At 67.6% G+C, this 26,711-nt stretch carries 27 protein-coding genes; 14 read left to right on the top strand and 13 right to left on the bottom strand.

Annotation, left to right across the window (positions count from 1 at the left end; translation table 11 throughout):
* The first annotated feature begins 95 nt into the window (after nucleotides 1–95).
* Entirely contained in the window at nucleotides 96–470 is a 375-nt protein-coding gene (locus tag L284_RS45945) for a hypothetical protein (protein ID WP_021236197.1), read from the top strand.
* 87 nt (nucleotides 471–557) lie between these two features.
* Nucleotides 558–740, top strand: coding sequence for a hypothetical protein (locus L284_RS45950; protein ID WP_021236198.1), 183 nt, complete (start codon nucleotides 558–560; stop codon nucleotides 738–740).
* Here the strand turns inward: L284_RS45950 and L284_RS45955 are convergent.
* The 7 genes from L284_RS45955 to L284_RS45985 all read right to left on the bottom strand — a co-directional run bounded on the left by L284_RS45955 (nucleotide 737) and on the right by L284_RS45985 (nucleotide 7,205).
* Entirely contained in the window at nucleotides 737–1,288 is a 552-nt protein-coding gene (locus L284_RS45955) for a DUF924 family protein (RefSeq protein ID WP_031343271.1), read from the bottom strand. The genes L284_RS45950 and L284_RS45955 overlap by 4 nt on opposite strands.
* A 24-nt stretch (nucleotides 1,289–1,312) precedes the next feature.
* Nucleotides 1,313–2,353: a c-type cytochrome gene (locus L284_RS45960; RefSeq protein WP_021236200.1), complete on the bottom strand. Its 1,041-nt coding sequence runs from the start codon at nucleotides 2,351–2,353 to the stop codon at nucleotides 1,313–1,315.
* On the bottom strand, nucleotides 2,350–2,970 hold the full coding sequence (locus tag L284_RS45965) for a cytochrome c oxidase assembly protein (protein ID WP_021236201.1): 621 nt from the start codon (nucleotides 2,968–2,970) through the stop codon (nucleotides 2,350–2,352). The genes L284_RS45960 and L284_RS45965 overlap by 4 nt, the downstream gene beginning before the upstream one ends.
* A complete protein-coding gene (locus tag L284_RS45970; RefSeq protein ID WP_021236202.1) occupies nucleotides 2,967–3,347 on the bottom strand; it encodes a membrane protein in 381 nt (126 codons plus the stop codon). Before L284_RS45970 ends, L284_RS45965 begins: the two co-directional genes overlap by 4 nt.
* A complete protein-coding gene (ctaD, locus tag L284_RS45975) occupies nucleotides 3,344–5,866 on the bottom strand; it encodes a cytochrome c oxidase subunit I (RefSeq protein ID WP_021236203.1) in 2,523 nt (840 codons plus the stop codon). The genes L284_RS45970 and ctaD overlap by 4 nt, the downstream gene beginning before the upstream one ends.
* Nucleotides 5,863–6,834, bottom strand: coding sequence for a cytochrome c oxidase subunit II (coxB, locus tag L284_RS45980; protein WP_021236204.1), 972 nt, complete (start codon nucleotides 6,832–6,834; stop codon nucleotides 5,863–5,865). The genes ctaD and coxB overlap by 4 nt, the downstream gene beginning before the upstream one ends.
* Nucleotides 6,835–6,971: 137 nt before the next feature.
* The gene (locus tag L284_RS45985; protein WP_021236205.1) at nucleotides 6,972–7,205 is read right to left on the bottom strand and encodes a hypothetical protein; all 234 of its coding nucleotides are present in this window, start codon (nucleotides 7,203–7,205) and stop codon (nucleotides 6,972–6,974) included.
* Between the two features lie 217 nt (nucleotides 7,206–7,422).
* On the opposite strand from L284_RS45985, the gene L284_RS48325 reads away from it, so the two are divergent.
* Entirely contained in the window at nucleotides 7,423–7,596 is a 174-nt protein-coding gene (locus L284_RS48325) for a hypothetical protein (RefSeq protein ID WP_021236206.1), read from the top strand.
* A gap of 176 nt (nucleotides 7,597–7,772) precedes the next feature.
* On the opposite strand, the gene L284_RS45990 is transcribed toward L284_RS48325, so the two are convergent.
* A complete protein-coding gene (locus L284_RS45990; RefSeq protein ID WP_021236207.1) occupies nucleotides 7,773–8,195 on the bottom strand; it encodes a DUF3597 family protein in 423 nt (140 codons plus the stop codon).
* Between the two features lie 120 nt (nucleotides 8,196–8,315).
* Between L284_RS45990 and L284_RS45995 the strand changes: the two genes are divergently transcribed.
* The 3 genes from L284_RS45995 to L284_RS46005 all read left to right on the top strand — a co-directional run bounded on the left by L284_RS45995 (nucleotide 8,316) and on the right by L284_RS46005 (nucleotide 9,910).
* Nucleotides 8,316–8,897, top strand: a complete 582-nt coding sequence (locus L284_RS45995) for a DUF4142 domain-containing protein (protein WP_031343273.1) — start codon at nucleotides 8,316–8,318, stop codon at nucleotides 8,895–8,897.
* 147 nt (nucleotides 8,898–9,044) lie between these two features.
* On the top strand, nucleotides 9,045–9,449 hold the full coding sequence (locus L284_RS46000) for an acyl-CoA thioesterase (RefSeq protein ID WP_021236209.1): 405 nt from the start codon (nucleotides 9,045–9,047) through the stop codon (nucleotides 9,447–9,449).
* A gap of 53 nt (nucleotides 9,450–9,502) precedes the next feature.
* Nucleotides 9,503–9,910, top strand: a complete 408-nt coding sequence (locus L284_RS46005; protein ID WP_021236210.1) for a hypothetical protein — start codon at nucleotides 9,503–9,505, stop codon at nucleotides 9,908–9,910.
* Nucleotides 9,911–9,930: 20 nt separating this feature from the next.
* Here L284_RS46005 and L284_RS46010 read toward each other — a convergent pair whose 3' ends face one another.
* The 5 genes from L284_RS46010 to L284_RS46030 all read right to left on the bottom strand — a co-directional run bounded on the left by L284_RS46010 (nucleotide 9,931) and on the right by L284_RS46030 (nucleotide 17,828).
* Complete coding sequence (locus L284_RS46010) at nucleotides 9,931–11,781, bottom strand: acetyl-CoA hydrolase/transferase C-terminal domain-containing protein (RefSeq protein WP_021236211.1); 1,851 nt, start codon at nucleotides 11,779–11,781, stop codon at nucleotides 9,931–9,933.
* Nucleotides 11,768–13,912, bottom strand: a complete 2,145-nt coding sequence (locus L284_RS46015) for a 3-hydroxyacyl-CoA dehydrogenase NAD-binding domain-containing protein (RefSeq protein ID WP_052018466.1) — start codon at nucleotides 13,910–13,912, stop codon at nucleotides 11,768–11,770. The genes L284_RS46010 and L284_RS46015 overlap by 14 nt, the downstream gene beginning before the upstream one ends.
* Nucleotides 13,913–13,923: 11 nt before the next feature.
* Nucleotides 13,924–15,210 (bottom strand): acetyl-CoA C-acetyltransferase, encoded by a 1,287-nt coding sequence (locus tag L284_RS46020; protein ID WP_021236213.1) that lies wholly within the window; start codon nucleotides 15,208–15,210, stop codon nucleotides 13,924–13,926.
* A complete protein-coding gene (locus tag L284_RS46025) occupies nucleotides 15,207–17,510 on the bottom strand; it encodes an acyl-CoA dehydrogenase (protein WP_021236214.1) in 2,304 nt (767 codons plus the stop codon). The genes L284_RS46020 and L284_RS46025 overlap by 4 nt, the downstream gene beginning before the upstream one ends.
* Nucleotides 17,511–17,618: 108 nt before the next feature.
* The gene (locus L284_RS46030) at nucleotides 17,619–17,828 is read right to left on the bottom strand and encodes a hypervirulence associated TUDOR domain-containing protein (protein ID WP_021236215.1); all 210 of its coding nucleotides are present in this window, start codon (nucleotides 17,826–17,828) and stop codon (nucleotides 17,619–17,621) included.
* A 179-nt stretch (nucleotides 17,829–18,007) separates the two neighbouring features.
* On the opposite strand from L284_RS46030, the gene L284_RS46035 reads away from it, so the two are divergent.
* From L284_RS46035 to L284_RS46070, 8 genes are all read left to right on the top strand, one after another.
* Nucleotides 18,008–19,987 carry a methyl-accepting chemotaxis protein gene (locus L284_RS46035; RefSeq protein WP_021236216.1) on the top strand — a complete coding sequence of 660 codons (1,980 nt, stop codon included), beginning with the start codon at nucleotides 18,008–18,010 and terminating at the stop codon, nucleotides 19,985–19,987.
* Nucleotides 19,988–19,994: 7 nt separating this feature from the next.
* Nucleotides 19,995–21,404 (top strand): chemotaxis protein CheW, encoded by a 1,410-nt coding sequence (locus L284_RS46040; RefSeq protein ID WP_021236217.1) that lies wholly within the window; start codon nucleotides 19,995–19,997, stop codon nucleotides 21,402–21,404.
* Nucleotides 21,401–22,522: a chemotaxis-specific protein-glutamate methyltransferase CheB gene (gene cheB, locus L284_RS46045; protein ID WP_021236218.1), complete on the top strand. Its 1,122-nt coding sequence runs from the start codon at nucleotides 21,401–21,403 to the stop codon at nucleotides 22,520–22,522. The genes L284_RS46040 and cheB overlap by 4 nt, the downstream gene beginning before the upstream one ends.
* A complete protein-coding gene (locus L284_RS46050; RefSeq protein WP_052018467.1) occupies nucleotides 22,519–23,367 on the top strand; it encodes a CheR family methyltransferase in 849 nt (282 codons plus the stop codon). Before cheB ends, L284_RS46050 begins: the two co-directional genes overlap by 4 nt.
* Nucleotides 23,367–25,319, top strand: coding sequence for a chemotaxis protein CheA (locus tag L284_RS46055; RefSeq protein ID WP_021236220.1), 1,953 nt, complete (start codon nucleotides 23,367–23,369; stop codon nucleotides 25,317–25,319). The genes L284_RS46050 and L284_RS46055 overlap by 1 nt, the downstream gene beginning before the upstream one ends.
* A complete protein-coding gene (locus L284_RS46060) occupies nucleotides 25,316–25,576 on the top strand; it encodes a hypothetical protein (RefSeq protein ID WP_021236221.1) in 261 nt (86 codons plus the stop codon). Before L284_RS46055 ends, L284_RS46060 begins: the two co-directional genes overlap by 4 nt.
* Before the next feature lie 81 nt (nucleotides 25,577–25,657).
* Nucleotides 25,658–26,041: a response regulator gene (locus L284_RS46065; RefSeq protein WP_031343284.1), complete on the top strand. Its 384-nt coding sequence runs from the start codon at nucleotides 25,658–25,660 to the stop codon at nucleotides 26,039–26,041.
* The gene (locus L284_RS46070) at nucleotides 26,038–26,676 is read left to right on the top strand and encodes a chemotaxis protein CheX (RefSeq protein ID WP_021236223.1); all 639 of its coding nucleotides are present in this window, start codon (nucleotides 26,038–26,040) and stop codon (nucleotides 26,674–26,676) included. The genes L284_RS46065 and L284_RS46070 overlap by 4 nt, the downstream gene beginning before the upstream one ends.
* Nucleotides 26,677–26,711 lie beyond the last annotated feature (35 nt).

Below are 26,711 nucleotides of genomic sequence, written 5' to 3' on the forward strand. Positions count from 1 at the left end.
GCCATCGATGGCGATGGCGCCGTTGTCAGTCCTTGAGGCTTGCTGCATGCGCACCTGCGCTATCTCGGGACTTGGGGAATCAGAAAGGCGGGGCGATGGCCAGGAAACTGGAGGACGACAAGACCGACGAAGGCCAGCGAGAACCGATTTCGCAGCACCACCTCACCCAATTGGCCGAACATATCTGCGAATGCCGAAATCTTCGTAACGAACTGTTCGGCGTGGATTTCTTCGGCGATCCGGCCTGGGATATCCTCATGGATCTCTACGCGGCCCAGGGCGGCGGCCGCCCTTTGCGTTTACCGGGACCGGGACCGAAAATCACGCAGCGTTGGCAGCAGATCCTCGAACTGGAAGGGCTCGTATGGCTGCGCCGCGGGGGCGCCGGGGCGAAGGATGAACTGGGCCTCACCGAAAAAGGCGCCGCCCTGATGCAGGACTATCTCCAGCGCGCGGCCTGCATCGCCTGATTACCCTGAGGATCATTCGTATTTGTACTTGTGAACTCCCGCCGATCCCTTAGCTTGATATCGGGATGAGGGGAGAGACGGTTTGGTATGGCACTCACCAACCAGGAGCAGCTTGTTCTTGAACTCCGCAGCATCGCGGCTCTGCTTCAGGAGGCGGTAGGTCGTCTGGACGCCTGCGGCCAGGATCTGGCGGCGATCCACGTCCAGACCGCGCTCGACGTGCTGCGCGACAAGGGCGCCGATGACGACTGGAGCATGCTGCGCAACTAGGCGCTTCGGTTTGCCAGATAGTTCGCTTCGGCCGGGGTCGATTTCCGCCCAAGCGCGGAATTGCGTGCCGGGAACCGACCGAACCTGGCGATTTCGGCGCTATGGCCGGTGGCGAAGCCGAGAAGTTCCTCGGCGAAATCGCGCAAGGCTTCGAAGCGCTCCACGCTGATCGCCTGAACGGCGGGATCTTCGGCATGCATCAGCGGCATGTAGAAGAACTGCCTTTGCGAGAAGCACAGGACCTCGTCCATTTTCGACGCGATCCCGTCGATGGCGAGGCGCTGGGCCTTCTCGTCGCTCGCGAAAGCCCCGGCTGAGCCGCGATGGATATGGCGGGAGAACTGGTCGAGCACCAGGATCAGCGCCAGCCGGCCGCGCGGTGTTTCCGCCCAGCCGTCAAGCGCACCGCGCGATGCTTGGGCATGAAGCTCCCGGAAGCGCTCCGTAACCAGGGGATCGAGCCTTTCGGCGGCTTCGAACCAGTCCTGCGGGGTGAGTTCGCGAAACCAGAAATCCAGTACCTCATCCTGATGGTCGCGGTCGGTCATGGTCTCTCTGCCTTTCGTCATGTCCTAGCGTGCCGGAGCAGCCGCTGCCTGGGCAAGAGCGTCGATGTCCGCTTCGGGGATGCGGCGGGCGATGGTCGCCATGGGATCGCGGGGCTTGCGGGCGTCCACGACGGTTTCATCCCCGCGCCATTGCCGCAAGCGGGCGGCGAGGTATTCCGGGCGCTGGCCCGACAGAAGGGGCGCGGCTTTGCCGGGAGCATGGCACTGGCGGCAGGCGGGAAGCTGCTCGCCGCGCAGCCCCTCGGCCACGATCGGGTGGCTGGCGGGCAATGCGGAGTCCGTCAGCCCGGGCTGGCTGGCGAAGTGACGCGCGGCCTCGCGCATTTCCGCTTCGCTCAGGCCCGTGGCGGCGGCCTGCATGACGGCGCTGCGGCGCTTTCCCGCGGCGAAATCTTGCAGGCTCTTGAGGATGTAGTTCGGCTTCTGGCCGGCGATCACGGGTATGTCGGTTTGGCCGCGCCCGCGCCCGTCGACACCGTGGCAGCCCGTGCAGCGGGCCAGGGAATCGCCACCGGCCGCGCTGCCCGCCAAGCGTTGCGGCCCGACCAGACGGCTGTATTCGGCAGCGCCCATGGCCGGGAGGCGGCGCAGGAAGCCGACCATGCGGCCGACCTCGTCGTCCCGGCCTTCGGCGGCCCAGGCGGGCATGCCGGTATATTTCACGCCGTGACGGACGATCCAGAACAGCTCGCGGTCGCTATAGTCGCCGACGGTCTTCGCGAGATCCGGAGCGGGCGGGCTCGCCGCCTGCATTACCGGCGAACGCGGCACTCCGGGCGCGCCGTGGCAGACCTCGCAGGACTGATGGAAATGACCGGCGGCACTGACGAGGGCGCGGTCTTCGCGCACATGTTCGGGCGTCTGGAACGCGCTGTAGGTGCGGGCCGAGTTCTGCATGGTCCAGTGGAGGAACCAGTCGGTTATTGCCCAGTGGCCGGACGAAGCGGCGATCGGGAACAACCCGGACCAGGCGAACGCCATGCCGAGGGCGGCCAGGGCGAGCGCGCCCAGGATCAGGCGCTTGAGAGTCAGTTTCACGGTCATGGCGCGGTTTCCGGTTCGGCTTTCAGCAGGCCCGCCAACAGGGCGAGACCGCCCAGCAGGTAACTGAGCCCGCCGATCACCAGCATGACGACGCCGCCGAGCTGCTGGTCGGCCAGGACATCGAGCCCGAACGGTGCGGTGTGGTGGTGCCCTGCCATCCCCGAGGCATAAAGCGGCCGGGGCGCAAGGCCTATCAGCACGCCCAGCAAGGTCATGTGCATCGAGGTCAACAGCAGCGCGCCGATACCGGCGGCGCGGTTCGGCGCGTGGATCGCCGCGCTCCAGAGGAGCAGCCCGGCGGCCAGGAATGTCAGGTGCTCGGCAGCGGCGAGAAGCGGGAGAGTATCGGCGGCGCGGCGCAAGGCCGGAAGATGCCAGGACCACACGGCCACCAGTTCCAGCATCATCATCGCCATGGGCGTCACCGCGCGGGGCCAGCGCCGCGCGGGATCGAGAGTGCTACCGATAAGCCCGAAGGCGAGCAATGGCGCGGCCACGGCCACCGCGACCATGTGGCCGGTCATGTGGCCGGTCATGCCCATGCCGGAAACAGCATAGCCCAGCAGCAGGAGCACCCCGGCTACGAGGATCGCAGTCCTGCTCGTCGTCCGATTCATCGACAATCTCCGATGAAGACGACCGGCAGCGCGGTGAACAGCACCCCTACGAAGCTCAGGCCCGCCAGCAGCAGCGTGGACTTCGCCAGGAAGCGCAGCCGGTCGATTTCGGTGCCTTCATCGTGGGGCGGGGAGTCTCCGCGCATGCCGGTCTGGCGGTGGGCGATCCAGCCCGAGAGCAGGATGATCGCCAGCGCCAGCACCGTGCCGGCAACGAAGAGCGTGGGAAACTTGGCGAAAGCGCCCTCCTTGGCGCAGGAGATCGCTGCCCAGAGATAGGAGAACAGGAAATGCCCCGCCCAGACGGTGGGCGGGATGATGAGGGTCCAAAGCGTAACGTTGAGCCGCTCGTGCCACTTGCGCCGTTCGTCGCTCATGCCACCTCCGGGAACAGGCCGATCGTGGCATAGGCGGCAACGACGGTCAGGGCGAAGAAGTGCATGTAGACAGTCACGTTGCGGATGTCGGCATCGTGATGGGGCGTCATCCGGCCGGCCAGGCTGCGGGCGAGGACGTAGGCCTGCATGATCGCGGCGACGGCGGCGTGGAGGCAGGTCCAGATCGCCAGCGTCCAGACGATCGCCGGATAGCTGTGGGCGGTCGGGTCCATGCCGGAAAGCCATGGCCCCGCCAGCCCGGCCGGCACGCCGGCGATACTGGTCGCCAGACCGCCGACCAGCAACAGGCGGGCCGTGCCCACTCCGCCGCGCGTATGGATCTCGCGCGCGGCAACGGTCATGAGCCAGCCCGCGAGGCCAAGGGCCAAGGCGACCATGGGCCATGTCATGCCCGGTGCGGCGGTCATCCCCGCCGGGGGGAAGGCCTCGTGCCGGGTCCAGAAGAAGTAGTAGCCGAAGACCAGCCCGGAAAAAGCGGTGGCATCGGCCATCATGGTGATGAACATCGCCCACCATCCGGGCGAGGCGCTGCCGGAGATGTAGAGCGGCAGTTCCATGCCGTGGCCGATCGGCTTGCAGGGCTTCTCGGGGATTTCCGCCGTTCCCGTCCAGAGCCACCAGAGCACCATGGCCAGAGTGACCACGCCGCAGACCAGCGCCGGCCAGTAGAGGTGATAAGTGGTCAGGATGAATACGCCGCCCAGCGCCAGCGCGGTGAGCATCGGCTTCCATCCCGGTCCGCCGAGACGGATGACCGAGACGGGGCGAGCGTCGAGTACGGACGTGATGATGGTCTCGCGCCGGCCTTCCTCGGCATCGGGCAGGAAGTAGCGGCCTTCGTCCACCTTGCGGACGAAGTCCTGCTGGTCCCAGATCGGATAGCGGCTCTCGATCAGCGGGATCGAGCGGATGCCCCAATTCTCGTCCTCCGGCAGGGCGAGCCATTCCAGCGTTCCGGCCTGCCAGGGATTGCGCGGCGCCCGCTTGCGCCAGGGCGAGCGGCAGAGATCGAAGACGATCACGGCGACGCCGGCGGCGATGATGAAGGAGCCGATGGTGGAGGCAAGGTTCAGCCCGCCCAGGCCAAGCTCCTCGGGATAGGTGAAGACGCGGCGCGGCATGCCCTCCAGGCCCGAGAGATGCATGGGGAAGAAGCACAGGTTGGCCCCCACGAAGATCAGCCAGAAGGCGATCCTTCCCAGCCGGTCGGACAGTTTCTTGCCGGTCACCAGCGGCCAGTAGTAATAGAGCCCGGCGAACAGCGGCATCAGCGTGCCGCCGATCAGCACGTAGTGCAGGTGGGCGACGACGAAGTAGGTATCGTGCGCCTGCCAGTCGAACGGGGCGAGGGCCACCATCACGCCGGTCAACCCGCCGATCACGAAGATCGCCAGGCTTCCGGTCGCGTAGAGCAGCGGCGTCGACCAGACCACGCGTCCCGCCCAGAGGGTGACGATGAAGACGAAGATCTGCACGGCCGTCGGGATCGCCACCGCCTCCGACGCGGCCGAGAAGAAGCCGAGGCTGATCTTCGGCAGGCCGGTGGCGAACATGTGGTGGACCCAGAGGCCGAACGACAGGAATGCCGTACCCACCGCCGCCAGCACGATCCACGGATAGCCGAGCAGGTGGCGCCGCGCGAACGTGGGCACCAGCATGGCGAAGAGCGCGATCGAGGGCAGGAAGACGATATAGACTTCGGGATGGCCGAAGATCCAGAACAGGTGCTGCCACAACAGCGGGTCGCCGCCGCGCGCGGCGTCGAAGAAGGGCCAGTCGAGCAGGCGCTCCATCTCGAACAGCACGTCGCCTGCGATCAGGGGCGGGAAGGCGAAGAGGATCATCACCGCCACCACCAGGATATACCAGGCGTAGAGCGGCATGAGGTTGAGCCGCATGCCGGGCGGGCGGCACTTGAGCACGCCAACGATCAGTTCCACGGCGGCGGCGACGGACGACACCTCTATGAAGGAGAGGCCGAGCATCCAGATGTCGGCGCCCAGGCCGGAGAGGTCGGTGCGCGTCGTCAGCGGCGGGTACATGAACCAGCCCCCGTCCGGTGCGGCGTCGAAGAAGATCGAGCCCGAGACGAACACGCCGCCCAGCAGGAACGACCAGTAGCCGAAGGCGGAAAGTCTCGGAAACGGCAGGTCGCGTGCGCCGAGAAGCTGCGGCAGCAGGATGATCGAGACCGCCTCGAACATCGGCACCGCGAAGAGGAACATCATCACCGAGCCGTGCAGGGTGAAGAGCTGGTTGAAGGTGCCGGGGCCGACAAGGTCGTTGTCCGGCGCCGCCAGCTGTGTACGCATGATCAGCGCCAGCACGCCCGCGAAAAGCATGAAGCCGAAGGCGGTCAGCACGTACCACTTGCCGACCTGGTTGTTGTTGGTGTCGCTCCAGCGCAGAAACAGCCCCTTGGGCGGCTCCCATACGGCGCGCAGCCGCTGTTCCTGGGCGGCGCGCAGGGCGGGATCGTCCTGATCGTGCAGGCTCATCGTCCCTCCTCCGGGCTCGTTCGTTTCAGCCAGCGGGCGAGCGCAAGGGCTTCGTCCTCGCTGAGATGGGCATAGGCGGGCATGCGCGCGCCGGGTTTGAAGCGGTGCGGGTCGCGAATGAACGCGGCGGTGTTCTCGGGCGTGGGGGCGAGGATGCCGGCGCCGAGGGTCAGGCGCTCGCCGAAGCGGGTGAGATCGGGACCGATGTCGCGCGTGCCATTGTCCGCGACGGCGTGGCAGCTCGCGCAGCCCTCCCGGGCGAAAAGCGCCGCGCCGCGGTCCTGCGGGCGGGGCGGCGCGGTGCGCGCGGCGGCCAGCCAGGCATCGAAGGCGGCGGGCTCCATGGCGATTACGTCGAACGCCATCAGCGCGTGGCTCAGCCCGCAGAACTCAGCGCAAACTCCGCGATAGGTGCCGGGCTTGTCGGCCTTGACCACCAGCCGATTGGTCCGGCCGGGTATCATGTCCATCTTGCCCGCCAGACCAGGTATCCAGAAGCTGTGTACCACGTCCGTGGCGGCGAGTTCGAACACCACGGTTCGGCCGACCGGCAGGCGCACTTCGTTGGCGGAAAACAGGGGAGGGGCTCCGGGCGGTCGGTAGGCCACGCGCCACCAGAACTGTTCGCCTTCCACGCGGATGCGCAGATCGCCCGCTTCGGCCGGAAGCGGGCGCATTGCCGGCAGCGCCCAAAGCAGCAGCGCGGTGAGCACCACCGTCGGGATGATCGCACCCAGCCAGAGCACCAGGCGCATCCCGCCCTTGTGGGACAGCCTGCCTTCCGGCGCACGCGCCGCAGCCACGTAGATCGCCGCGACAGCCAGCGCGATGGCCGCGGCGCCGATCGTCAGCACGACGGTCAGGCCGAGCGTCGAACGCGCCTCCAGCCCGAACGGGGCCAGTGCCGACTGATGTCTGTTGCAGCCGGTCAGAACCAGTGCCGAAACGGCAAGGACACCTCCGGCCATGAACTTTCGCAAGACGCCATTCCCCCTGACACGTGCGGGACCAACGCGTCAGGGGCGGCTCGGTTCACCCCGAAAGGGCGATTGCACCGTTACAAATAATTGCTGCGCTCGTCCGCGGACTTCCCCGCCCGAGCGGGTCAGGGCTGCTGCGGCTTGTCGCGGTCGGCTCCCGCGCCTCCGGTCGCCTGCGTATTCGCGCCGGGGTTCAGGCGCTCGTCCTCCTTGGGCTCGCGTTCCGCTTCCCCGGCGTGGGCCGGATCCATTTGCGGCACACCCTGGGGCGGCTTGCCGCTACGGTTGGTCCAGCGCCCGTCAGGCGTGGAGGCAGTTCCGGTGACGTTGCGGGAATCTTCGGGTTCGTATTCGGCCATGTCCTCTCTCCTTCCCTTCTAGAAGACGCGAACTGCGTGCCGCGTTCCCGAGCAGGTGAGCCGGCCAGCTGCGCGGCGCATGCAAGGTCGCTTGAACCCTATGGTGTGCGGGGGCGTTCGCTTGGCCAGATCCTGTCGAAGAAGAGGAGGTAGCGCGCCTGTCGTTCAAGGCCCTCGCGCGCGGAAATCGGACCCTGCCGAACCGTCCACCAACGCCATGATCGCCGTGCTCAAGGGGGCTTTCGCCGAGCGCGACGTGGACGTCACCGAGGCCATCCTCGCGGCCGCCCTGCGCGAGAAGATCCTTGCCCACGACATCCCGGTGCTCGCGGGGCCATCGCCAAGCGCATGCCTCGCCGGGCTGCTGACGCGGTCATCCTGTTTGAGGTGAGGGCTCCCGTTCATGAAACAGGCCGGCAAAGTGCGCGTCTGGCACTTTGCCGGCCTGACCCAAACCGCGGGACACTGCGGTTTCCCCTACTGGGGGGGAAGCAGTAGCTTTAAATCGGCTCCCCGCATTAACCGAGGTTAGCTTTGCTAATCCGGCATCTTGGCGGGATTGGAGGCTTATTGGCGGAGGCTGTCAGGAACCACGCCGCCGTTCTTGGCAAGGCTGTCCATCACGGCGCGGTGCAGAGCGATGTTCTGCTCCGCCGACCCGTCCGCCGCGACATGGACGCCGAGTTCGTCCGCCAGTTCCTTGCGCGCCGCAAGGCTGGAATCGAGATCGAGCAGTTTCAGCAGATCGACGATCGACCTCTGATAGTTGCCGCCGCCGTCGCCCTTCAGCGAAGCCATTTCCTGGAGCACCTGGCCGACGTCGACGGTTTCGGTCGCCTGCTGCGGTGCCGGTGTGGAGGCCGCAGGAGCCGGGGCAGGCGCGGCTTGTGTCGGGGCCTGCGTCGGGGCCGGTGATGGGGCGGGCGCGGGGGCGGCTTTCGCCTTGTTGCGATGGAGGACCTTGTCGAAGATGTTTCCGAGGATTCCCATTATCGTGCTCCTGACAGGACGAGACGCTCCGCGATCCGTGCGACCGGGAGCAGTCTGTCCGGGAACGCGCGGCGTATAAGTTGGTTCACGAATGAGCGTAGCGAGGAAGAGGAATTCACCATGAAGCATCGGGTACTTTTCGCCGTCTCATTTGCAGCATTGGCGCTTGCGGCCTGCAAGAAGGAGGCCCCAGCCTCCGACGAAGTTTCCACGGCACCGGCCTCGGGCGCGGTCGCCGGTGCGTATCCGGGTGCGGACGGCGTCATGCCCACCGCCACGCAAAGCCCGGACCAGGCTTTTGCCAACACCGCTGCCGCCAGCGACGCCTACGAGATCGAGACCTCCAAGCTCGCCGTCGCCAAGGGACAGTCTGCCGAGGTGAAGCGTTTCGCGGAGAAGATGATCGAGGCGCACACCCAGTCCACCCAGAAGCTGAAGGGCGTCACCGACAAGCTCTCGCCTTCGATCACCCCTGACGCGGGCCTCACCGAGGCGCAGGAGCAGAAGCTCGATACGCTCAGGAACCTGTCGGGCGCCGACTTCGACAAGGCTTATGCCTCGGCCCAAGTCGACGCCCACCAGATGACGCTGGACAAGCTGAAGGACTATGCGGCGAACGGCGATTCCGCGCCGCTCAAGGCCTTCGCGAAGGAGATGGTGCCGGCGGTTACGGCGCACCTCAACATGGCCAAGTCGCTCTGAGCCCGAGCCATACCATGTGGCTCCGACAGTCTGGATCGCCGCCTTGCGCGGCGGTTCGGGCTGTCGCGGTCCCGCCACAATCGGCGTCTATCCGGACCCTTCGAGATTTGTCTGCTGCGCGCGCCGCAGTTCTGCTAGAGTCATCCCGTGAGCACCGCGATTCCCCACGACTTCCGCATCGGCGTCGATGCTGCCGACATCGACTTCATGGGTCATGTCAACAATGCCAGCTACCTCAAATGGGTGCAGGACGCCGTGCTGGACCATTGGCGCGCCATTGCGCCCACCGAAGTCGTCGGCCAACATCTGTGGGTCGCGCTCAAGCACGAGATCACCTACCGCAAGCCCACGTTCCTGGGTGACGACGTGATCGCCACCGTCCTCCTGGAAAAGGTCCAGGGTGCGCGGGCCTTCTATGAAACGATCATCAAGCGCGGCGAGGACGTCCTGGCCGAGGTCAAATCCAGCTGGTGCTGCCTCGATGCCGACACGCTGAAGCCGGCCAGACTGGCGCGGGACGTGATCGACCATTTCTTCGGCCGGGAATCCTGATCCCATGGACGGCGGCCCTTGGGCCATCTGTCCACTCGTGGTATCAACCGGCCATGTTTCTCGCCGCCATTCTGCTTTCGGCAGCTACGCCCCTGGCACCTTCGTCGATAAAGGCACGGTCCGACCGGCCGATCGGCGAGGTGGCCGCCTGCGTGGAAACCGAGTTCGACGATGTCGGGGTGAGTGAAAACCTCTCGGTGGATTCCGGGCGCAAGGTCAATTTCCGCCTCGCGAAAGAAGCCGACGCCCCAAGCCGCCCGCTCATGTCGTTCGAGGCGCGGCACGACGGAACCTTGGTCCTCTACGGCTTCGGAGACTGGCGCGACGCGATCGAGCCCATGTGGAAGACCCTGGCGCGCGAATGCTTTCCCGAGCTTCAGGGCGCCGTGGCCAAGGCGCGACCGGGCGGCGCGACCGGGCGGCCCGACGGGGTGAACGGGCAAGGCCGTATGAGGCGCTGACGCGTCGTTCGCGATCTCTCTCACGGCAAAGCGCGTAGAGCGCCGAGAATCAGCGTCCGGTAGGTTCTCTCCCGAAGACCCTGCACATCGCCGAGTCCCATGCGCGCCAGAGCTTCCTTTTCATCCGGTGTCGCGGCCGGGCCGCGCATGGCGCGCGCGGCCAGGGCGGCAAGCGTACCCGGTTTGCCGTCGCTTTCGGCAAGGTGCTGCAAGGCGGGCAGCAGGCGCTGCTCGACGGGGGTGAAGTCGGTGCCGAAGGGATAGGCGGGGAAGGCCGCCTTGCTTATGGCCCCGGCGATCCGCTCGGGCAGGTTGCCGCGCCATTCCGGGGGGATGCGCCATTCCGGGTCGATCTTCCCGGCCCTTCGCGCGGCATCCAGCAGGTCGTCCTGGAAGCGGCTGTCGGCAATGGCGAGCAGGCGCCCTATCACCCTCTCGTCGCTCATGCCGCGAAGGTCGGCCACGCCATATTCGGTCACGACGATGTCGCGCAGATGGCGCGGGATCGTCTCATGGCCATAGCTCCAGACCAGGTTCGATTGCAGTACGCCTTCGTGCAGGCGTGTGGCAGGCAGGGTGATGATGGAGCGGGCGCCCTCCAGCTCCATGGCCTGCGCGACGAAATTGTACTGGCCGCCGACCCCGCTGACCACGCGGCCGTCCTCCAGCCCGTCCGATACCGTGGCGCCGAGCAGGGTCACCATCATCGCGCTGTTGACGAAGCGGGCGTCTACGCGCGCGGCGCGCTTGCCCTCCTCGTCTCCATAAAGCGCGTTGACGTAGGATATCCCGCGCATCTGGATGCGCCCGCGCGCTGCCTCGTCCATATCGCGCAAGGCGGCGTAGAAGGCGCGCGGGCCGACGAAGAACCCGCCGTGGAGTACTGCGCCGTGCACCTCGCGCTTGACCACTCCGGCGCGGATCAGTTCCACGAAGCCATCCACCAGCATCTCGGTGGGAGCATAGAGCCCCCGGCCGAACGCACCGGTCTCGACCGGCGGGCGAACCTGGCCTGCAACCAGCAGGGCATCGATGGCGCTGCGGAAGTGCTGCGGACGCTGCTCGCGCAGGATCAGCGCGTGGGCCACGGCATCGCCGATCTCGCCGATGCCGATCTGCAACGATCCGCCATCCTTGACCAGCGAGGCGACATGGACGCCGATGGCGTGCTGCGCCGCGCTGACCGGCTGCTTCGGCGGTCCGAACAGCGGGAACCGGGTTTCCGCGCTGTCGAGGATCATGGCGAAGGCATCGCCGGGCAGGTCGGCCGGCCCGGTCATGAACGGCAGTTCGTCGTTGACCTGGCCGATCAGCAGGAAGCCGGCCTTGCCCGTTTCGCGGGCGTGCAGCAGGTCGAGCGTCATGTCGCTGTTGCAGCTCAGGCTAAAGCGGTCCCCACGCCGCGCGACGATCTGGGCGATGACGTTCACGCCCTGGTCCAGCAGGGTGCGCACGGCATGGGTGTAGTTCGCGGAAATATAGCTGCGCTGCGCGTCGGGATTGCCCAGGCGGCTGCCGGCCTGGAAGAAGAATTCGTTGACCTCGACGTTCGGCGGCATGTCGCCCGCGCGCTGGGCTGCGGCATAGGCGAATTCGGGATAGCCGCCCATGGTCCGCGCGAAGACCGGTTCCAGGAAGCGGCGTTCCAGGTCGGACTTGAGCGGGGGCGGCTCGAGGGTCAGCGCCGTGAAGATCTGGAGCCGGATCGCCGGATCGCATCGCGCCCGTTCGAACAAGGCGTTGGCGACATGGGGCGACTTGCCGAGCCCGAGCGGCAGTCCCAGCACGATCCTGCCGCCGGTGTGGGCGATGATGCGATCCGCGATCTCATGAGGATCGGAAAGGCAGGTCGTCACTTCAGGGCGTCTCATGCGCGATGGGGCCATCCTCCTCGAACCGGCCCCCTTCGGACCAACCTGCATCGGGTTCGAAGCGCGGCCCATGCCTGCGCGCGAGGTCGTTCAAGGCCGAGACTATCTCCCCCGCGCCTCGCTGGCGCGCATAGTGGATCGGCCCGCCGCGAAACGGCGCAAAGCCGGTGCCGAAGATCATCGCCGCGTCGATCACCTCGGGATCGTCGGTCACACCTTCGCGAAGGACGGCGACGGCGGTGTTGACCATGGGCAGGATCAACCGATCCGCCAGATCCATGTTGGAGGTCTCCGCCGCACGCTTGGCGGTATGGCCCTTCACCGCCTTGCCGTCTTTCCAGACGTAGATGCCCTTGCCCGTCTTCTTGCCGAGTTCGCGGGCTTTCACTTTGTCCCTCAGCCACTGAGGCGCATCCGGTATAGGCCAATCGAGTTCCCGCTTCAGCATTTCGGCCACCGCAAGCCCGATATCGAGGCCGACCTGATCGGCCAGTTCCAGCGGGCCGACCGGCATGCCGAAATCGGTCGCGGCCTTGTCGATGATCTCGGGCGGGACGCCTTCGTCCATCAGGGTGAGCGCTTCCGCCAGGTAGGGCGTGAGCACGCGGTTGACGATGAAGCCTGGCGCGCTTCCCGCCGCTGCGGGCAGCTTGCCGATATGGCCGACGAAGGCGCGCGCCCGGGCCGCGACTTTCTCGTCGGTGCCGTCATGGGTCACGACTTCGACGAGATCGAGCCGGGAAACCGGATTGAAGAAGTGGATGCCGATCAGGCGCTCGGGACGTTCCAGTCCTTCGCGCAGTTCCTTCAGCGGGATCGACGAGGTGTTCGTGGCGAGGATCGCGCCCGGCTTCATGCGCGGCTCGGCATCGGCGTAGAGCTTGCGTTTCAGCTCGGCTTTTTCGGGCGCGGCCTCGACGACGAGATCGGCGCTGGTGACGCCGAGGGCCGCCGTGTCGGGGATCAGGCGGTCGAGCGCGTCGCGGATCTTCAGGCGGTCGCCGTGCGCGATCTTCTCGTAGAGCGCGGCGGCACGGCCCACGGCGGCACCGATCGCCTCGGCACTGACGTCGGACAGGCTGGTGCGCAGGCCTTTCCAGGCGCACCAGGCGGCGATGTCGCCGCCCATGGCTCCTGCGCCGATGACATGGACTTGCGCGATCCCCGCGTCCTTGCCCGCGAGATCCTTGAGTTTCTGGCGCAGGAAGAACACGCGGATCAGATTCTGCGCCGCATCGGTGAGCATGAGGCGTGCGAAGGAGGCGATTTCGGCCTGCTTCATCGCGTCCAGGTCGCCGCCATGTTCTTCCCAGAGGTCGATCAGCGCGTAGGGCGCCGGATAATGCCGGGACGGTGCGCGGTCTTCCGCCTGGGCGCGCATCTGCCGCGCGGCCAGCCGGCGGGCGGGGGCGCTATCCTTGATCCGGCCGACCAGGCCCTGGTGCGCTTGGTCCAGATCGCCGCGCACGGCTGCTGCGATCGCCGCTTCGACATGACGTTCCGGCACTACGGCATCGACAAGGCCCATGCGCTTCGCCTGCCGGTCGTGGATCGACTTGCCGGTGAGCATGAAGCTCATGGCCTCGATCGGATCGCAAAGATGGGTGAAGCGCGCCGTTCCGCCGAGGCCGGGGTGAAGGCCGATCTGCACTTCGGGAAAGCCGAAACGCGTTCCGTCCACCGCGTTGCGCTGGTTACAGGCGAGGGCGATTTCCAGCCCGCCGCCCAGGGCATAGCCGTGCATGATGGCGATGGTGGGAATGGTCAGCGCCGCCAGCCGGTCCACAACGCCGTGCGCCGCCGCGATTCTTTCGCGGATCGCCGCCTCGTCGTCGACGTCCCGGAACTCCGCGATATCCGCCCCCGCGAGGAAGCCGTCGCGCTTGGCGGAGCGGATCACCAGCGCCTTGGGCATGCGCTGCTCGATCAGGTCCAGGATCCGGGAGAATTCCTCCAGCACCGCCTGCGACAGCGTATTGGTGCCGCTGCCCTGCTGGTCGATCACGGCCCAGAACACGCCGTCCTGATCGCGCGAGGTGCGCCAGTGCGTGAATTCGCCGGGCTCAACTCGGGATACGGGGCCGAGCGTCAGGTCGCGGTCGGCCAGATAGGTCCAGGCGGGATCGTTCATCGTGGCCTCCTTCAAGCGCGTTCGATCAGCATGGCGCCGCCCTGGCCGCCGCCGATGCATTCGGTGGCGATGCCGCGGTGGCTGCCGAGCCGCTCCATGGCCTGCACCAGGTGGAGCGCGATGCGCGCACCGCTGGCGCCGACCGGGTGGCCGAGCGAGATCGCTCCGCCGTCCACGTTGATCCGCGCGGGATCGATCGTGCCTGCAGCGCCGTCCAGCCCGAGCACTTCGCGGCAGAAACCCTCGTCCTGCCAGGCGGCAAGGCAAGCCAGCACTTGCACGGCGAAGGCCTCGTTGAGTTCCCAGAGATCGACCGATTCCAGCGAGAGTTCGTTGCGCTTGAGCAGTTCGGTGGAGGCGAGCACCGGGCCCAGGCCCATGATCGAAGGATCGAGCGCCGACCACTGGCTGTCGACGATGCGCGCGCGGGGCTTGAGGCCGTGCCGCTCCACCGCCGCTTCCGATGCCAGGATCGTCCAGCAGGCGCCGTCGGTGATCTGCGAGCTGTTGCCGGCGGTGACCTTTCCGTAGGGGCGCTCGAAGACCGGTTTGAGCTTCGCCAGCTTTGCCGTGTCGCTATCCGGCCGCACGCCGTCGTCATGGTCGTGGACGGTGCCGTCCCGTGCGAAGGCCGGTTCGAGTTCGCCGTCCAGCCAGCCTTCGGCATGCGCTTTCGCGAGCCGCTTGTGGCTTTCCACGGCATAACGGTCCGCCGCCTCGCGCGAGATCGAAAAGAGGTGCGCGAGGATTTCTGCGGTTTGGCCCATGCCGAGGTCGGTGATCGGATCCGTCAGCCCGCGCTCCAGGCCGACGATCGGCTTCAGAAAGTCGGGCCGGAACCGGCTTGCCGCCTTGAACGCGCCGAGCGGCCCGGCCTTGTTGCCCTGCATCTGCGCCAGCCATTCCACCGCGTCGTGCCGCAGCACCAGCGGCGCATGGCTCAGCGCTTCCGCGCCGCCTGCCAGGATCAGGTCGCTGCCGCCGTCCGCTATATAGCGATAGGCGGTGTCCATTGCCTGCATGCCGGAGCCGCAGTTGATCTGCACCGTGAAGGCACTGGTCTGCGTTCCGCAGCCAAGCCGCAAGGCGGCGACGCGGGCGGGGTTGGCCTCGTCCGCGATGACGTTGACGCAGCCCAGGATCACCTGGTCGAAATCGGTGGGGGCGAAAGGCTGGCGCAGCAGCAGCGGGCGGCCGCATTGCACCGCAAGATCGACCGGAGTGAACGGGCCGGGGCCGCCGCGCACTTTCAGGAACGGGGTGCGGGCGCCGTCGACGATATAGACCGGGCGGCTCATTCGGCGGGCTCGGTGATGCGGGTGTCCCCAGCGTTTCCGATGCCGGCCGGGTTGTCGCCGGTTCGCTGCCCGCCGCTGCGGGCGAGATCGTCCGCAGCGAAATCGTCCACCGCGATCACTTCCGCCACGGCCGCGTCGGCGGCGCGCAGGCTGTCCAGTTCCTCCGCCGATATCAGCCCCTGCTCGCGGGCCTTTTCGGGATCGCGGACCCGCGCCTTGCGCAGGCGGTCATGGAGCGGCTGGGTGGCCACGGTCTGACGGAAGGCTTCGGTGAGGCGGCCGACCGCCTCGTCGGCGCCGCCGATGTAGACGTTGTCGATCAGGCGGTCGCGCGCCGGGCAGGGTTCCATCAGGATCTCCGCGCACTGGCGAATGGTGCGATCCGACGGGCCGTTGCGGCGGCGTCCGAAAGGCTGGATGAACAGGCGCAGCATCCAGCCGACCGGGCGAGCCGGGAAGTTGGCGATGATCTCCGCGAAGCGCTGCTCGATCGTGGCGAAGCCGCTCTCCATGCACCAGGCGAGCAGGGGCAGATCGTCGTCCTGCCGGCCCTCGTCCTCCCAGCGCTTGAGCGCCCCGGACAACAGGTAGAGTTCGGACAGGACGTCGCCCAGCCGCGCCGAGAGCAGTTCGCGCCGCTTGAGTTCGCCGCCCAGCGTCAGGAACGAGATGTCCGAAGCGAAGGCGAAGGCGGCGGCATAGCGGCTCATCTGGCGATAATAGCGCGTGGCCTTCCCGGCCCGTGGCGCGGGCGCGAAGGCGCCGCCGCTCCAGTTCCGCACGAAAGCGCGGATCGCCGTCTTGAGCGCATGGCCGACGTGCTTCCACAGCACCTGGTCGAAATTCGCCAGCGCCCGCCCGCGATTGGCATCGCCCACGGCGCGGATTTCCTCCAGCAGGTAGGGATGCGAGCGGATCGCGCCTTGCCCGAACACCATCAGGCTGCGCGTGAGGATGTTCGCCCCTTCCACCGTGATGCCAACCGGGATCGCCCGGTACTGGCTGCCGAGGTAATTGCGCGGACCTTCGATGATGGCCTTGCCGCCATGGACGTCCATGGCGTCGTTGATGACGACGCGCATGCGCTCGGTGGCATGGAGCTTGAGGATCGAGGAAATGACGGCGGGGTGGTTGCCCTGGTCGAGACCCGCACAGGTCAGCCGCCGCGCGCCGTCCAGCAGATAGGCATTGGCGGCGATCCGGGCGAGGCGCTCCTGGATGCCTTCGAACTTGCCGATCGGCAGGTTGAACTGCGAACGCACACGCGCATAGGCGCCGGTCGTATGCGCCGCGAAAGCGCCCGCCGCCGCCGAGAGCGAGGGCAGCGAGATTCCGCGTCCCGCCGCCAGCGCGCTCATGAGCATCTTCCACCCCTGGCCGACGCGCTCCGGCCCGCCGATCACGTTTTCGAGCGGGATGAACACGTCGCGGCCTTCGTTGGGGCCGTTCTGGAACGTCTGCATGGAGGGGATGTGCCGGCGGCCGATGGTGACACCGGGCAGGTCGGTGGGGACGAGCGCCACGGTAATGCCGATCTCGTCCTGTCCGCCCAGCAGGTGTTCCGGATCGCGCAGCTTGAAGGCGAGGCCGAGGATCGTCGCGACCGGGCCGAGCGTGATGTAGCGTTTGTGCCAGTTGAGGCGGATGCCGAGCACCTCCTCGCCCTGCCATTCTCCGCGGCAGACCACGCCTTCGTCGGTCATGGCGGCAGCATCCGAACCGGCTTCCGGGCTGGTGAGGCCGAAAGCGGGAACCTCGCGGCCATCGGCCAGGCGAGGCAGCCAGTGTTCCTGCTGCGCCTCGGTGCCGAAGCGCAGGATCAGTTCGCCCGGACCCAGCGAGTTCGGCACCATGGCCGTGACCGCGGTCGAGACCGATCGCGTGGCGATCTTGCGCACGATCTCGCTATGCGCGAAGTTCGAGAAGCCAAGGCCGCCGTGTTCCTTCGGGATGATGATGCCGAAGAACTTCTCGCGCTTGAGGTAGTCCCAGGCTTCCGGCGGCAGGTCGTGCGTCTCCCAGGTCATGCGCCAGTCGTCGATCATGGCGCAGAGCGTATCGACGGGGCCATCCAGGAAAGCGCGTTCCTCTTCGGTCAATCGGGCGGGCGGGACGGCAAGCAGTTGCTCCCAATCGGGGTTGCCGGTGAACAGCGCCGCATCCCACCATGTGTTGCCGGCGTCGATCGCCTCGTTCTCGGTGGCGGAGAGTGCCGGTAGCGCCGGCTGGACGAGGGACAGGACCGGGCGGGTGAGGATTTCGCGGCGGGCGGTCGTGATGAATTGCGGTGCGGGCGGCATCTAACGGGCTCCTTCTCCTGCCCGGCACAACGCCTGTCGCCGCGAAATTGCTCCCGATCTATTCCTGCAAGGGGATTTGGCGCCAGATCCGGCGCTCCTGCCGCGTCCCTATTTGCGCCGGAGTTCCTCGGGCTTGTGCGCCGCCTTCTTGCCGGATTTGGCGCTCTTGACGATGTACTGCGGATCGTCCGGCGTCGCGGCGACCTTGTGCTTCATGATGTGCGTCTCGGAGGTCTGCTTCTTTTCCACGGTGCCGTGGGTCTTGCCCTGGCTGGTGTTCCACTCGACCTTGTCGCCCTTCTTGAACTCTTTGGTCATTCGCTGCCTCGCCTGATGCCTGCGATCCGCAAACGCCGGGCGGGGCGGCCGCGTTCCGCCCGCCGATGCGGTTCTCCCCTGCCGGACGTGAGAGGGCAGGCGCAGCGCGCTTGATGGCGGCCCCGTTTTGCGCATATGCCGTGAGCATCACGAGCGGCTCTTCTCCTGCGAGGTCTTTCATGTCCCTAGTCAAGAAATCGGCGCTCGCCGCCCGCAAGACCGCTGCCAAGGCCGGTGTGGAGACCGCGGAGACGGCCCGAGCTGCCGCGCCGAGTCCCGCTCCGGTGCGCGCCCGCAGGCGGCCCGTCACCGCGATGGACCGGTTGGACGAGGCGACGCAGGAACTGGCCAGCGGCCTGGCCGAGGCGGCGAGTGCCGCGGCGCAGCTTCAGCAAGCGACCGACCATATCTCGGTCTCGGCGGAGGAAGCCGCCGGCGCGGCGCAGGAGTCGCTGGGGCTGATCGCCAGCCTGCGCGACAATTTTCGCGAATCCAGCGAGCGGGCCGCGGCCTCCCGGAACCATGTCGAACGCGTGCAGGCCGGCTTCGCCGAAGCGGCGGCACAGATCGAGGCTTCGGTCGCGGCGATCGTGCTCAACGGCGAACGGCAACTTGGCTCGGTGGCTCTGGTGGAGAAGCTCGAATCCACGGCAGCGGCGATCGTCACCATCGGCACCACGGTGGCGGATCTGTCGGAGCAGACCGGCATGCTGGCACTCAATGCCGCGATCGAGGCGGCACGGGCCGGCGACGTGGGGCGCGGCTTCGCCATCATTGCCGACGAAGTGCGCGAACTGGCCGACGATGCCGAGCGCAACGCCGCCGAAATCCGTGAACTGGGTGACGGGATCGCCGCAGAGACCCGGCAAGTGGCGGATCGTATCCGCCGCTCTTCCGCTGTCGCGGTCGAGCAAGTCGAGGGCGGCCGGGCGCTCGTCCAGGATCTGCAACAGGCGCGGGAGCGGCTGAACCTGCTGGCGAAGGGCGCGCGCGACATCGCGCAGGCGGCGATCGAGGCGGACCAGGGCGCGACCGAGGCCGAGAAGGGCGCCGAGCAGATCGCCGCCGCGGCGGAGCAGCAGTCGGCGGCTTCGGCGCAGGCACGGCAGGCGGTCGAGCAGCAGGCGGTGTCGCTGGACCAGAGCCGGCAGACCGCCGAGGAGCTTTCGGTACTGGCGGAGGGCCTGTCCGGTGGGCGTGACGGCGGGATGGACGCGGAAGGCGCGGCGGAGCAGATTGCTGCTGCCGCCGAGGAACTTTCCGCAACGGTGCAAGAGCTGTCGGGCGCGGCCGGGCAGATCCTGGTGGCGGTCGAGCAGATCTCCCGCGGCGCGCAGATCCAGGGCGCCGCCACGCTCCAGGCTAGCGCCGCCATGGGGCAGATCGAGAATGCCGCCCTGGCCGCGCAGACGCGCGCGGAGGAGGCCAGCGAGGGAATGCAGGCGGTCATCGCCACCGCCGACGCCGCTAGCGTGCAAGTGGCCGCTCTGGTGGCCGGCGTGGCGAATGCGGTAGACGAAACGCGGGCGGTGCTTTCTGCTTTGGTCAGGGTGGGCGACACCGGCCGCCGCATCGAGACGATCGGAGACGGGCTGGCGCTGGTGGCGCTCCAGACCAATATGCTGGCCGTCAACGGCGCTGTCGAAGCCACACGCAGCGGCAGCGCGGGCGCGGGTTTCTCGACGGTGACCGCCGACATCCGCAAGCTGTCGCGCCAGGCCGCAGCGAACGCGCAGGACGTCAAGGCTTCGGTGCGGGCCATCCAGGACCAGCTGGCCCTGGTGCGCGGCGACCTCGAGCAGATCGCCGGAGCAGGTGAGACGGAGGCGGGGCGGAATCGCGCGATGATCGAACGTTTCGCCGTGATGAGCCGCAGCCTTTCCGAAGCCGGCAGCGGCAATGCGGTGATCCGCGATGGCGCGCAGGTGATCCTGCGCTCCGTCCGGGAAATTCGCAGCGGCAGCGAGCAAATCGCCTCGGCCGCCGAACTGGCCTCGGGAGCGGCCCGCCAGGCCAGCGTCGCCGCGCGGCAACAGGCGCAAGGCGCAGAGGAACTGGCCGCCGCTATCGAGGATATCGCGGCGCTCGCGGCCTCGCTCGGCGGTGAGGCGGCTTCCGGCAAGACCGGACCTGCCGCGTTTGCCAACAGCGCGGCCTGAGCGGCCGGTGACCGCGCAGGCGTTGGCCGAAGCAGGGGAAAAGGTGCTCGCCTTCGTCGTGGGCGAGCGGCGCATGGCGGTTCCCGCGCGTCAGGTGCGCGAGGTTGCCGGCCTGCCTCCGCTGACGCGGGTGCCGTTCGGCGCGGCGAACCTGCTCGGCCTCGGCAACTTCCGGGGCCGTGTCCTGCCGGTTCTGGCGCTGGAGCGTCAGGCGGGCAACCCATGCTCGCGCGCGCTTCTGCTTGGCGGCGAGCGGCCCGTGGCACTTGCCGTGAATGCGGTGCTCGGGCTTGCGGAGGCGGATCGGGCCGAGGACGAAAGGCTGGATATCGACGCAGTGCTGGCGGACGCCTTCCCGGAGCGGGCTCGCAAGGCAGCGGCCCCGGCCGGGACACGCCTCGCCGGGACACGCCTCGCCGCACAGGGTGCCAGGGAGGAGCCGGTCGAGGACGAGCGCGTGGCGCTGCTGGTGATGGATCTCGCAGGGCAGCGGTTCGCACTGCCCGCCGATCAGGTGGAGGAAGTCCTTGCCCGCACCGCAGAAGTGGCGGCGATTCCCGGCGCCCATCCCAGCGCGCTGGGGGCGATGGAGCATCGCGGCGGCGTGGTTCCACTGTTCTCCCTCGCGGGGCTGCTCGGTTTGGGCGATGCGCAATCATGCGGACGGGGGCAGGTCGCCGTGGTGCGGATCGGCAGCGGGCTGGTGGGGCTGGTGGTCGAGCGAGTCCGCGCCGTCCTCCCTGTCGCGCACTCGCGGCTGGAGCCTGTGCCCGGGGTGCTGCTGCGCGGCGCATCGGAAGCGGCGATCCAGGCGATCTGTCGCCCCGGCTCGGGAGAGCGGCTGATCGGCGTACTCGATGCCGATCATCTGCTGGCATCCGGCGCGGACGGGCTTGCTGCGGGAGCAGTGTCCGAACCGGCGCCTCGGCCAAGGCAGCGGGAAGATGCAGGCCAACCTTATCTGATGCTGCGGGCGGGCCGTCACCGGCTCGCCATGCCGCTGGGTTCGGTGGAGAGCGTGACCCTGCCGCAGAGCCTGGCATCCATCCCGGATGCACCTCACTGGCTGGCCGGCATGGTCAATCTGCGAGGAACAGCCGTGCCCGTGATCGACCTCTCTGCGCGGCTTGGCGAAGGGACTGGCGGCGCGGGCAGGCGCCTTGTCGTCTCCCGCCGTGACGGCGATGCGGTAGGCCTTTTGGTCGACCGGGTCGAAGGGCTCATTGCGTTGTCTCCCGAAGTCATCGAGCATGCCGATGCGGGCGGCGAAGCGGACTTCACTTTCGACGGCTATGCCCGCCTCCCCGGCGGCCATGGCGGATTCGAACGCATTGCCCTGCTGGTCTCCCCCTGGACCCTGATCGATGCGGCCCATCTGGAACTGATGGCCCGTGCCCAGGGCAAGGCCCGCGCATGACGCAGATCCGGCTGCTGATCGTCGACGATTCCGCGCTCATGCGCAAATTGCTCACCCAGCTTTTCAGCGAGGACGGCGGCTTCGAGATCGCGATCGCCCGCGACGGACACGAGGCACTGGCGATGCTGACGGCCTTCGCGCCCGACGTGGTGACGATGGACATCCACATGCCGCAGATGGACGGCCTTTCCTGCCTCGATCGGATCATGGTGGAGCGGCCTTGCCCGGTGGTCATGGTCTCGGCCCTGACGCAGGAAGGCGCCGACGAGACGTTGGAGGCGCTGTCGCTGGGCGCGGTGGACTTCGTGGCGAAGCCGGAAGGGCCGATCTCGCTCGAGCTGGACCGCATCGCCGACCCGCTGGTCGAGAAGGTCCGCGCGGCGGCTTCCGCGCGCGTGCCCCGTTTTCTGCGCCTGACGGATCGCGTCCGGGCGCGGGCGGCGAAAGGCGCGGGCCGAGCGGCTCCTGCGCCGATTTCGGCACGGCCCGCATCGCGCGCGACCATCCGGCCCGCCGGTTCATCCGCCGGCCCGCCGATCGAGGATGTCGCCGCCGTGATCGTGGGCGCTTCCACCGGAGGCCCGCCCGCGCTCGACGCGCTTCTCGAGCCCCTTCCCGCCGACTTTCCCTGGCCGATCGTCATCGCCCAGCACATGCCGGCCAGCTTCACCGGCCCACTTGCGCATCGCCTCGATCGGCAATGCGCGCTTTCGGTCCGCGAAGTGACGGTGGCCGAGCCGCTGCAGGGCGGCACCGTCTATATAGGCCGGGGCGATGCCGACCTGATCCTGTCCCGGCGGCGCGGCGAACCGGTCGTGATGGCGGCCCCCGCCCGCGCCGAACTGCACTGGCATCCCAGCACCGACCGTCTCGTCGATTCCGCCCGCGAGGTGCTCGGGGCGGGGGCTCTGGTCGGCGTGCTGCTCACCGGCATGGGCAACGACGGCGCGCAGGCCATGGCGCGGCTGCGACGGGAGGGCGGCCGTACCATCGCGCAGGACGCCGACAGCGCAGTGGTGTGGGGCATGCCTGGAGCTCTGGTGGGGCTGGACGGTGCGGATCTGGTGCTGCCGATGGATCGCATTGCCGGACAGCTTCTCGAATGGACCGGCGCATGACCGAGATCGGAACCGGCGTCACTCCCGGCTCGGGCGTGGATGAGCGGGACATCGCGCGGGTCAGCGAACTGCTTCGCGGCTGGACGGGCATGACGTTCCTCCGCAACAAGACCTTTTACATCGAACGCCGCCTGCTGGAACGCATGCGCCGGACCGGTGCCGCCGACATCCGGGCCTACTTCGCGCGCCTGCTGTCCGACGAGGATGAGCGCCAGCAGCTGATCAATGCGGTCACCATCAACGAGACCTATTTCTTCCGCGAGGAGCACCAGTTCGCCGCTCTCGCCAATACGATCCTGCCGGACCTGGCGCGCACGCGCAGCCCCGGCGACCGCATTCGCATCTGGTCGATGCCCTGCGCCACGGGAGAGGAAGCCTATTCGATCGCGATCTGGCTGCTGGAATTCTGGCCCCTGGTGGATGCCTATCATATCGAGATCGTCGGTTCGGACATCGATACCGCCGCGCTCGCCGCCGCGCGTGAAGGAGATTACGGAAGGCGGGCCGTGGCACGGATGCCGGAGGCGCTGCGCACGGCCTACTTCGATCATGACGGAACGCAGTACCGCCTGATCCCCGACTTGCGCGAATCGGTGCGCTTCGCCCCCGCCAACCTGATCGACGCGCGGGAGATGGCCGCGCAAGGGCATTTCGATGTGATCTTCTGCCGCAACCTGTTGATCTACTTCGATGAGGAGGGGCGGCAGAAGGCGGCGGAGAACCTGCACCGGGCGCTCCATCCCGGCGGCTACTTGTGCCTTGGCCATAGCGAATCGATGACCCGCATCGACGATCGCTTCAATCTGGTTCGCCTTGACGACGCGATCGTCTATCGTCGCGCATGATGGATGACTTGCTCGAACAGTTCCTGATCGAAGGACGGGATCTCGTCGCGCAGGCGCATGGCGATCTGGCGGCGCTCGGGCGCGAGCCGCAGCGGCGGGACCGGCTCGACAGCCTGTTCCGCGCCGTCCACACGCTCAAGGGCTCGGTCGCCCTGTTCGACATGGCCCCGGCGGAGCGCCTGCTGCATCGGGCCGAGACCCGGCTGGACCAGACACGGCGCGGCGATGCGCCGCTGATCGCGCGCGACTTCGAAGGCCTGATTGCCGTGATCGACCAGATCGACCGCTGGATCGACGATATCGAGCGCCATGGCCGGCTCCCGGATGCAGCCGAAAGCCAGGGCGCGGAGATACTCGCCGCGCTGGATCATGAGGAACGTCAGGCCCCGGCCACCCATGATGCGGGTGGCCTGCCGGACTGGGCCGAAGCGGCGTTGGCGCGCGCGCCACTGGACGTGCGGCATCCGGCGCGAACCGCATTCCGCTACAGTCCCGATCCCGAATGCTTCTTTCGCGGCGAGGACCCGCTCGCCCTGGCGCGCTCGGTGCCGGGCCTGCTGGCGCTGAACCTGCTGCCGACGGAAGAAATCCCGGCACTGGAAGACGTCGAACCGTTCCGCTGCGTCCTGCATATCGAAGGTCTTTCCTCTACGGGGATCGACGCGGTTCGAACCGCTTTTCGCATGGTGCCCGATCAGATCGCTCTTGCGGCGCTGGAGGCAGACGGAGAGGGCGAGCATCGCGAAGGCAGGACCGAGGCGGACGGTACGCAGCTGGAAACGGCGGAGACCAACGGCGCGATGCGCGTTTCCTCCGCGAAGCTGGACGCACTTGCCGCCGAAGTGGGGCAACTCGCCGCCGCGCTCAATGCCCTGGAGGCCGCGACGGAGCGCGCCGGGGCCTTCGACCGGGATTTCGCGGCGGAACTTCGCCGGGTACATGGCGCGCTGTCGCGTTCGCTCGGGACGCTGTCCGCCACGGTTTCCGAGGTTCGACGCGTGCCGATTGAGCCGGTGGTCCGGCGTCTTCCGCGTCTTGCGCGCGAACTGGCCGCTTCGCTGGGCAAGGACTTGCGCTTCGAGCTGGCGGGCGAGGGGCTGGAAGTGGACAAGCAGGTGGCCGATGCCATTTTCGAGCCGCTGCTCCACCTCCTGCGCAATGCCATCGACCACGGCATCGAAGCTCCAGAAGTCCGCGTGCAATCGGGCAAGTCGGCGTCCGGGGCAGTCGGCCTTGGCTTCTCGCGCAGCGGCGATCACCTGTCGATCGTGCTGAGTGATGACGGCAGGGGCATGGATCCCGATGCGATCCGGCGCGCGGCCGTGGCGAAGGGCTTGCTGGACGGGGCGGAAGCGGCCGGACTGACGGACCGCCAGGCTCTGCGACTGGTCTTCGCGCCCGGCTTCTCCACCTCGCAGGCGGTAACGGAAGTTTCGGGTCGCGGCGTCGGCATGGATGCCGTGCAGCGTGCGGTCGAGCGCCTGCAGGGCACGATCGAGATCGAGAGCACCGTAGGCCAGGGAACGCGGATCGGCATCCGCCTGCCGCTGAACGCGATCCTGACGCGGCTCGTCACCGTCTGTGCCGGCGGAGAGCGCTACGGCTTGCGGATGGACCAGATCGACGAGACCTTGCGTCTCGATCCGGCGACGATCGAAGAGGTCGGCCACGGGCGGGCCTGCACGATCCGCGATCGTACCGTGCCGGTGGTCTCGCTGGCCGCCCTGCTCGGCCATGCCAGCGACGTCGGCGAGGAAAGCGGCCGTCTGGTGGTGACCGGAGCGACGGGGCAGCGGGTCGCGCTCAGCGTCGACACCGTGGACGAGCGGATCGATGCGGCTGTGCGCGAACGCTCCGGTCTGCTGGCGTCGATGCCGGCGATCGGCGGCACGGCCATCGATGCCGACGGCGGCGTGCTGCTGGTGCTCGACCTGCCGGAACTCCTGGCATGAGCGTGATCGTGGAAGGCGGCACGATCCGGCTTGTCGGTCTTTGCCCCGTCGAGGATGCGGAGCCGCTGCTTTCCGCCTTGCAGGACGATCCGACACGCGCGGTGGATGTCTCGGGCCTGGAGAGCGCGCATTTCGCCGTGATCCAGCTGCTCACTCTTTTCGCAGCGACGGTGGAGGGGGAATTTCCAGACCCTTTTCTTCGGACCTTGTGTCTCCAGAGCTTGGCGACCGGAGCAGGGCGTGCCAATCCGGTGTAACGAAAGTTATACCCGGTTGCAGGCCGCCGCCCTATAGGTCGGCGAAACCGCCCTCGGGGGCACAAACGAGGAGCATTTTCCGTGTCGGTTACCGTGATGATCGTGGATGACAGCAAGCTTGCGCGGATCGTCGCGGCCAAGGCGCTCACGCAGCTTCAGCCCGAATGGGGCAAGGTGGAAGCCGGAAGCGCGCGGGAAGCGCTGGACGTCATCGACGCTCAGGCCGTCGACATCGCTCTGATCGATTTCAACATGAGCGAGACGGATGGGCTGGAACTTGCGGCCGAGTTGCGCGCTATGCGCCCCGACATGCCGATCGCGATCATAACCGCCAACATCCAGGACGAGATCATCGCCCGTGCCCGCGAAGTGGGCGCGGCGTTCATCGCCAAGCCCGTCACCGGCGAAGGGCTGTCCGGTTTCCTGTCCGGTGCGGCGCTCAAGTTGAAAACCACGCGGGCATGATCCCGGAGCAGATCGCCCTTACCGAACTGGAACGCGATGCGCTGACGGAGATCGTCAATATCGGCGTAAGCCGCGCCGCTTCCAGCTTGCGCAAGATGATCGGCGAGCAGGTGTTGCTGTCCGTCCCGTCGATCGAAGTGGTGAGCCATCACCGCGCCGCGCGCCTTATCAGCGAACGGGAAGTGGCTGATCTCATCGCCGTGCGGCAGGACTTCACGGGGCCGTTTTCCGGCCGCGCCCTGCTGATCTTCCCGGAGACCAACAGCCTCGAACTGGTCCGCGCCGTTACCGGCGGCGAACTCAGCGCCGCCGAAGTGGTGGAGATGGAGCAGGAGGCACTCGCCGAGACCGGCAATGTGATCCTCAACTCCTGCCTGGCGACGATGGCGAACATGCTCAAGCGTTCGCTGACGATGACGATCCCGGAAGTGCTGCGCGGCGATGGCGCCAAGCTGTTCGAGGTGGACGAAGCCGGTTCGGAGGAAGGGCTGGTGCTGTTCCTCTACATCGACTTCGCGGTACGCATGCGCGACATCCGCGGATATATCGCCATGTTGATGGACATCCCTTCGCTGGCGACGCTCAAGGAACTGCTGGACGAATTCATCGCTTCCGTCGTGGGCGACGATGCCTGAGGCCGATGCAGGCCCGCCACCGGGTGCGCAGGCCG

This window comes from Novosphingobium lindaniclasticum LE124 (assembly GCF_000445125.1).
Taxonomy (GTDB): domain Bacteria; phylum Pseudomonadota; class Alphaproteobacteria; order Sphingomonadales; family Sphingomonadaceae; genus Novosphingobium; species Novosphingobium lindaniclasticum.

Coding starts and splice junctions, on each gene's coding strand:
- L284_RS45945 (WP_021236197.1), top strand. CDS start 96: ATGGCCAGGAAACTGGAGGACGACAAGACCGACGAAGGCCAGCGAGAA.
- L284_RS45950 (WP_021236198.1), top strand. CDS start 558: ATGGCACTCACCAACCAGGAGCAGCTTGTTCTTGAACTCCGCAGCATC.
- L284_RS45955 (WP_031343271.1), bottom strand. CDS start 1,288: ATGACCGACCGCGACCATCAGGATGAGGTACTGGATTTCTGGTTTCGC.
- L284_RS45960 (WP_021236200.1), bottom strand. CDS start 2,353: ATGACCGTGAAACTGACTCTCAAGCGCCTGATCCTGGGCGCGCTCGCC.
- L284_RS45965 (WP_021236201.1), bottom strand. CDS start 2,970: ATGAATCGGACGACGAGCAGGACTGCGATCCTCGTAGCCGGGGTGCTC.
- L284_RS45970 (WP_021236202.1), bottom strand. CDS start 3,347: ATGAGCGACGAACGGCGCAAGTGGCACGAGCGGCTCAACGTTACGCTT.
- ctaD (WP_021236203.1), bottom strand. CDS start 5,866: ATGAGCCTGCACGATCAGGACGATCCCGCCCTGCGCGCCGCCCAGGAA.
- coxB (WP_021236204.1), bottom strand. CDS start 6,834: ATGGCCGGAGGTGTCCTTGCCGTTTCGGCACTGGTTCTGACCGGCTGC.
- L284_RS45985 (WP_021236205.1), bottom strand. CDS start 7,205: ATGGCCGAATACGAACCCGAAGATTCCCGCAACGTCACCGGAACTGCC.
- L284_RS48325 (WP_021236206.1), top strand. CDS start 7,423: ATGATCGCCGTGCTCAAGGGGGCTTTCGCCGAGCGCGACGTGGACGTC.
- L284_RS45990 (WP_021236207.1), bottom strand. CDS start 8,195: ATGGGAATCCTCGGAAACATCTTCGACAAGGTCCTCCATCGCAACAAG.
- L284_RS45995 (WP_031343273.1), top strand. CDS start 8,316: ATGAAGCATCGGGTACTTTTCGCCGTCTCATTTGCAGCATTGGCGCTT.
- L284_RS46005 (WP_021236210.1), top strand. CDS start 9,503: ATGTTTCTCGCCGCCATTCTGCTTTCGGCAGCTACGCCCCTGGCACCT.
- L284_RS46010 (WP_021236211.1), bottom strand. CDS start 11,781: ATGAGACGCCCTGAAGTGACGACCTGCCTTTCCGATCCTCATGAGATC.
- L284_RS46015 (WP_052018466.1), bottom strand. CDS start 13,912: ATGAACGATCCCGCCTGGACCTATCTGGCCGACCGCGACCTGACGCTC.
- L284_RS46020 (WP_021236213.1), bottom strand. CDS start 15,210: ATGAGCCGCCCGGTCTATATCGTCGACGGCGCCCGCACCCCGTTCCTG.
- L284_RS46025 (WP_021236214.1), bottom strand. CDS start 17,510: ATGCCGCCCGCACCGCAATTCATCACGACCGCCCGCCGCGAAATCCTC.
- L284_RS46030 (WP_021236215.1), bottom strand. CDS start 17,828: ATGACCAAAGAGTTCAAGAAGGGCGACAAGGTCGAGTGGAACACCAGC.
- L284_RS46035 (WP_021236216.1), top strand. CDS start 18,008: ATGTCCCTAGTCAAGAAATCGGCGCTCGCCGCCCGCAAGACCGCTGCC.
- cheB (WP_021236218.1), top strand. CDS start 21,401: ATGACGCAGATCCGGCTGCTGATCGTCGACGATTCCGCGCTCATGCGC.
- L284_RS46050 (WP_052018467.1), top strand. CDS start 22,519: ATGACCGAGATCGGAACCGGCGTCACTCCCGGCTCGGGCGTGGATGAG.
- L284_RS46055 (WP_021236220.1), top strand. CDS start 23,367: ATGGATGACTTGCTCGAACAGTTCCTGATCGAAGGACGGGATCTCGTC.
- L284_RS46060 (WP_021236221.1), top strand. CDS start 25,316: ATGAGCGTGATCGTGGAAGGCGGCACGATCCGGCTTGTCGGTCTTTGC.
- L284_RS46070 (WP_021236223.1), top strand. CDS start 26,038: ATGATCCCGGAGCAGATCGCCCTTACCGAACTGGAACGCGATGCGCTG.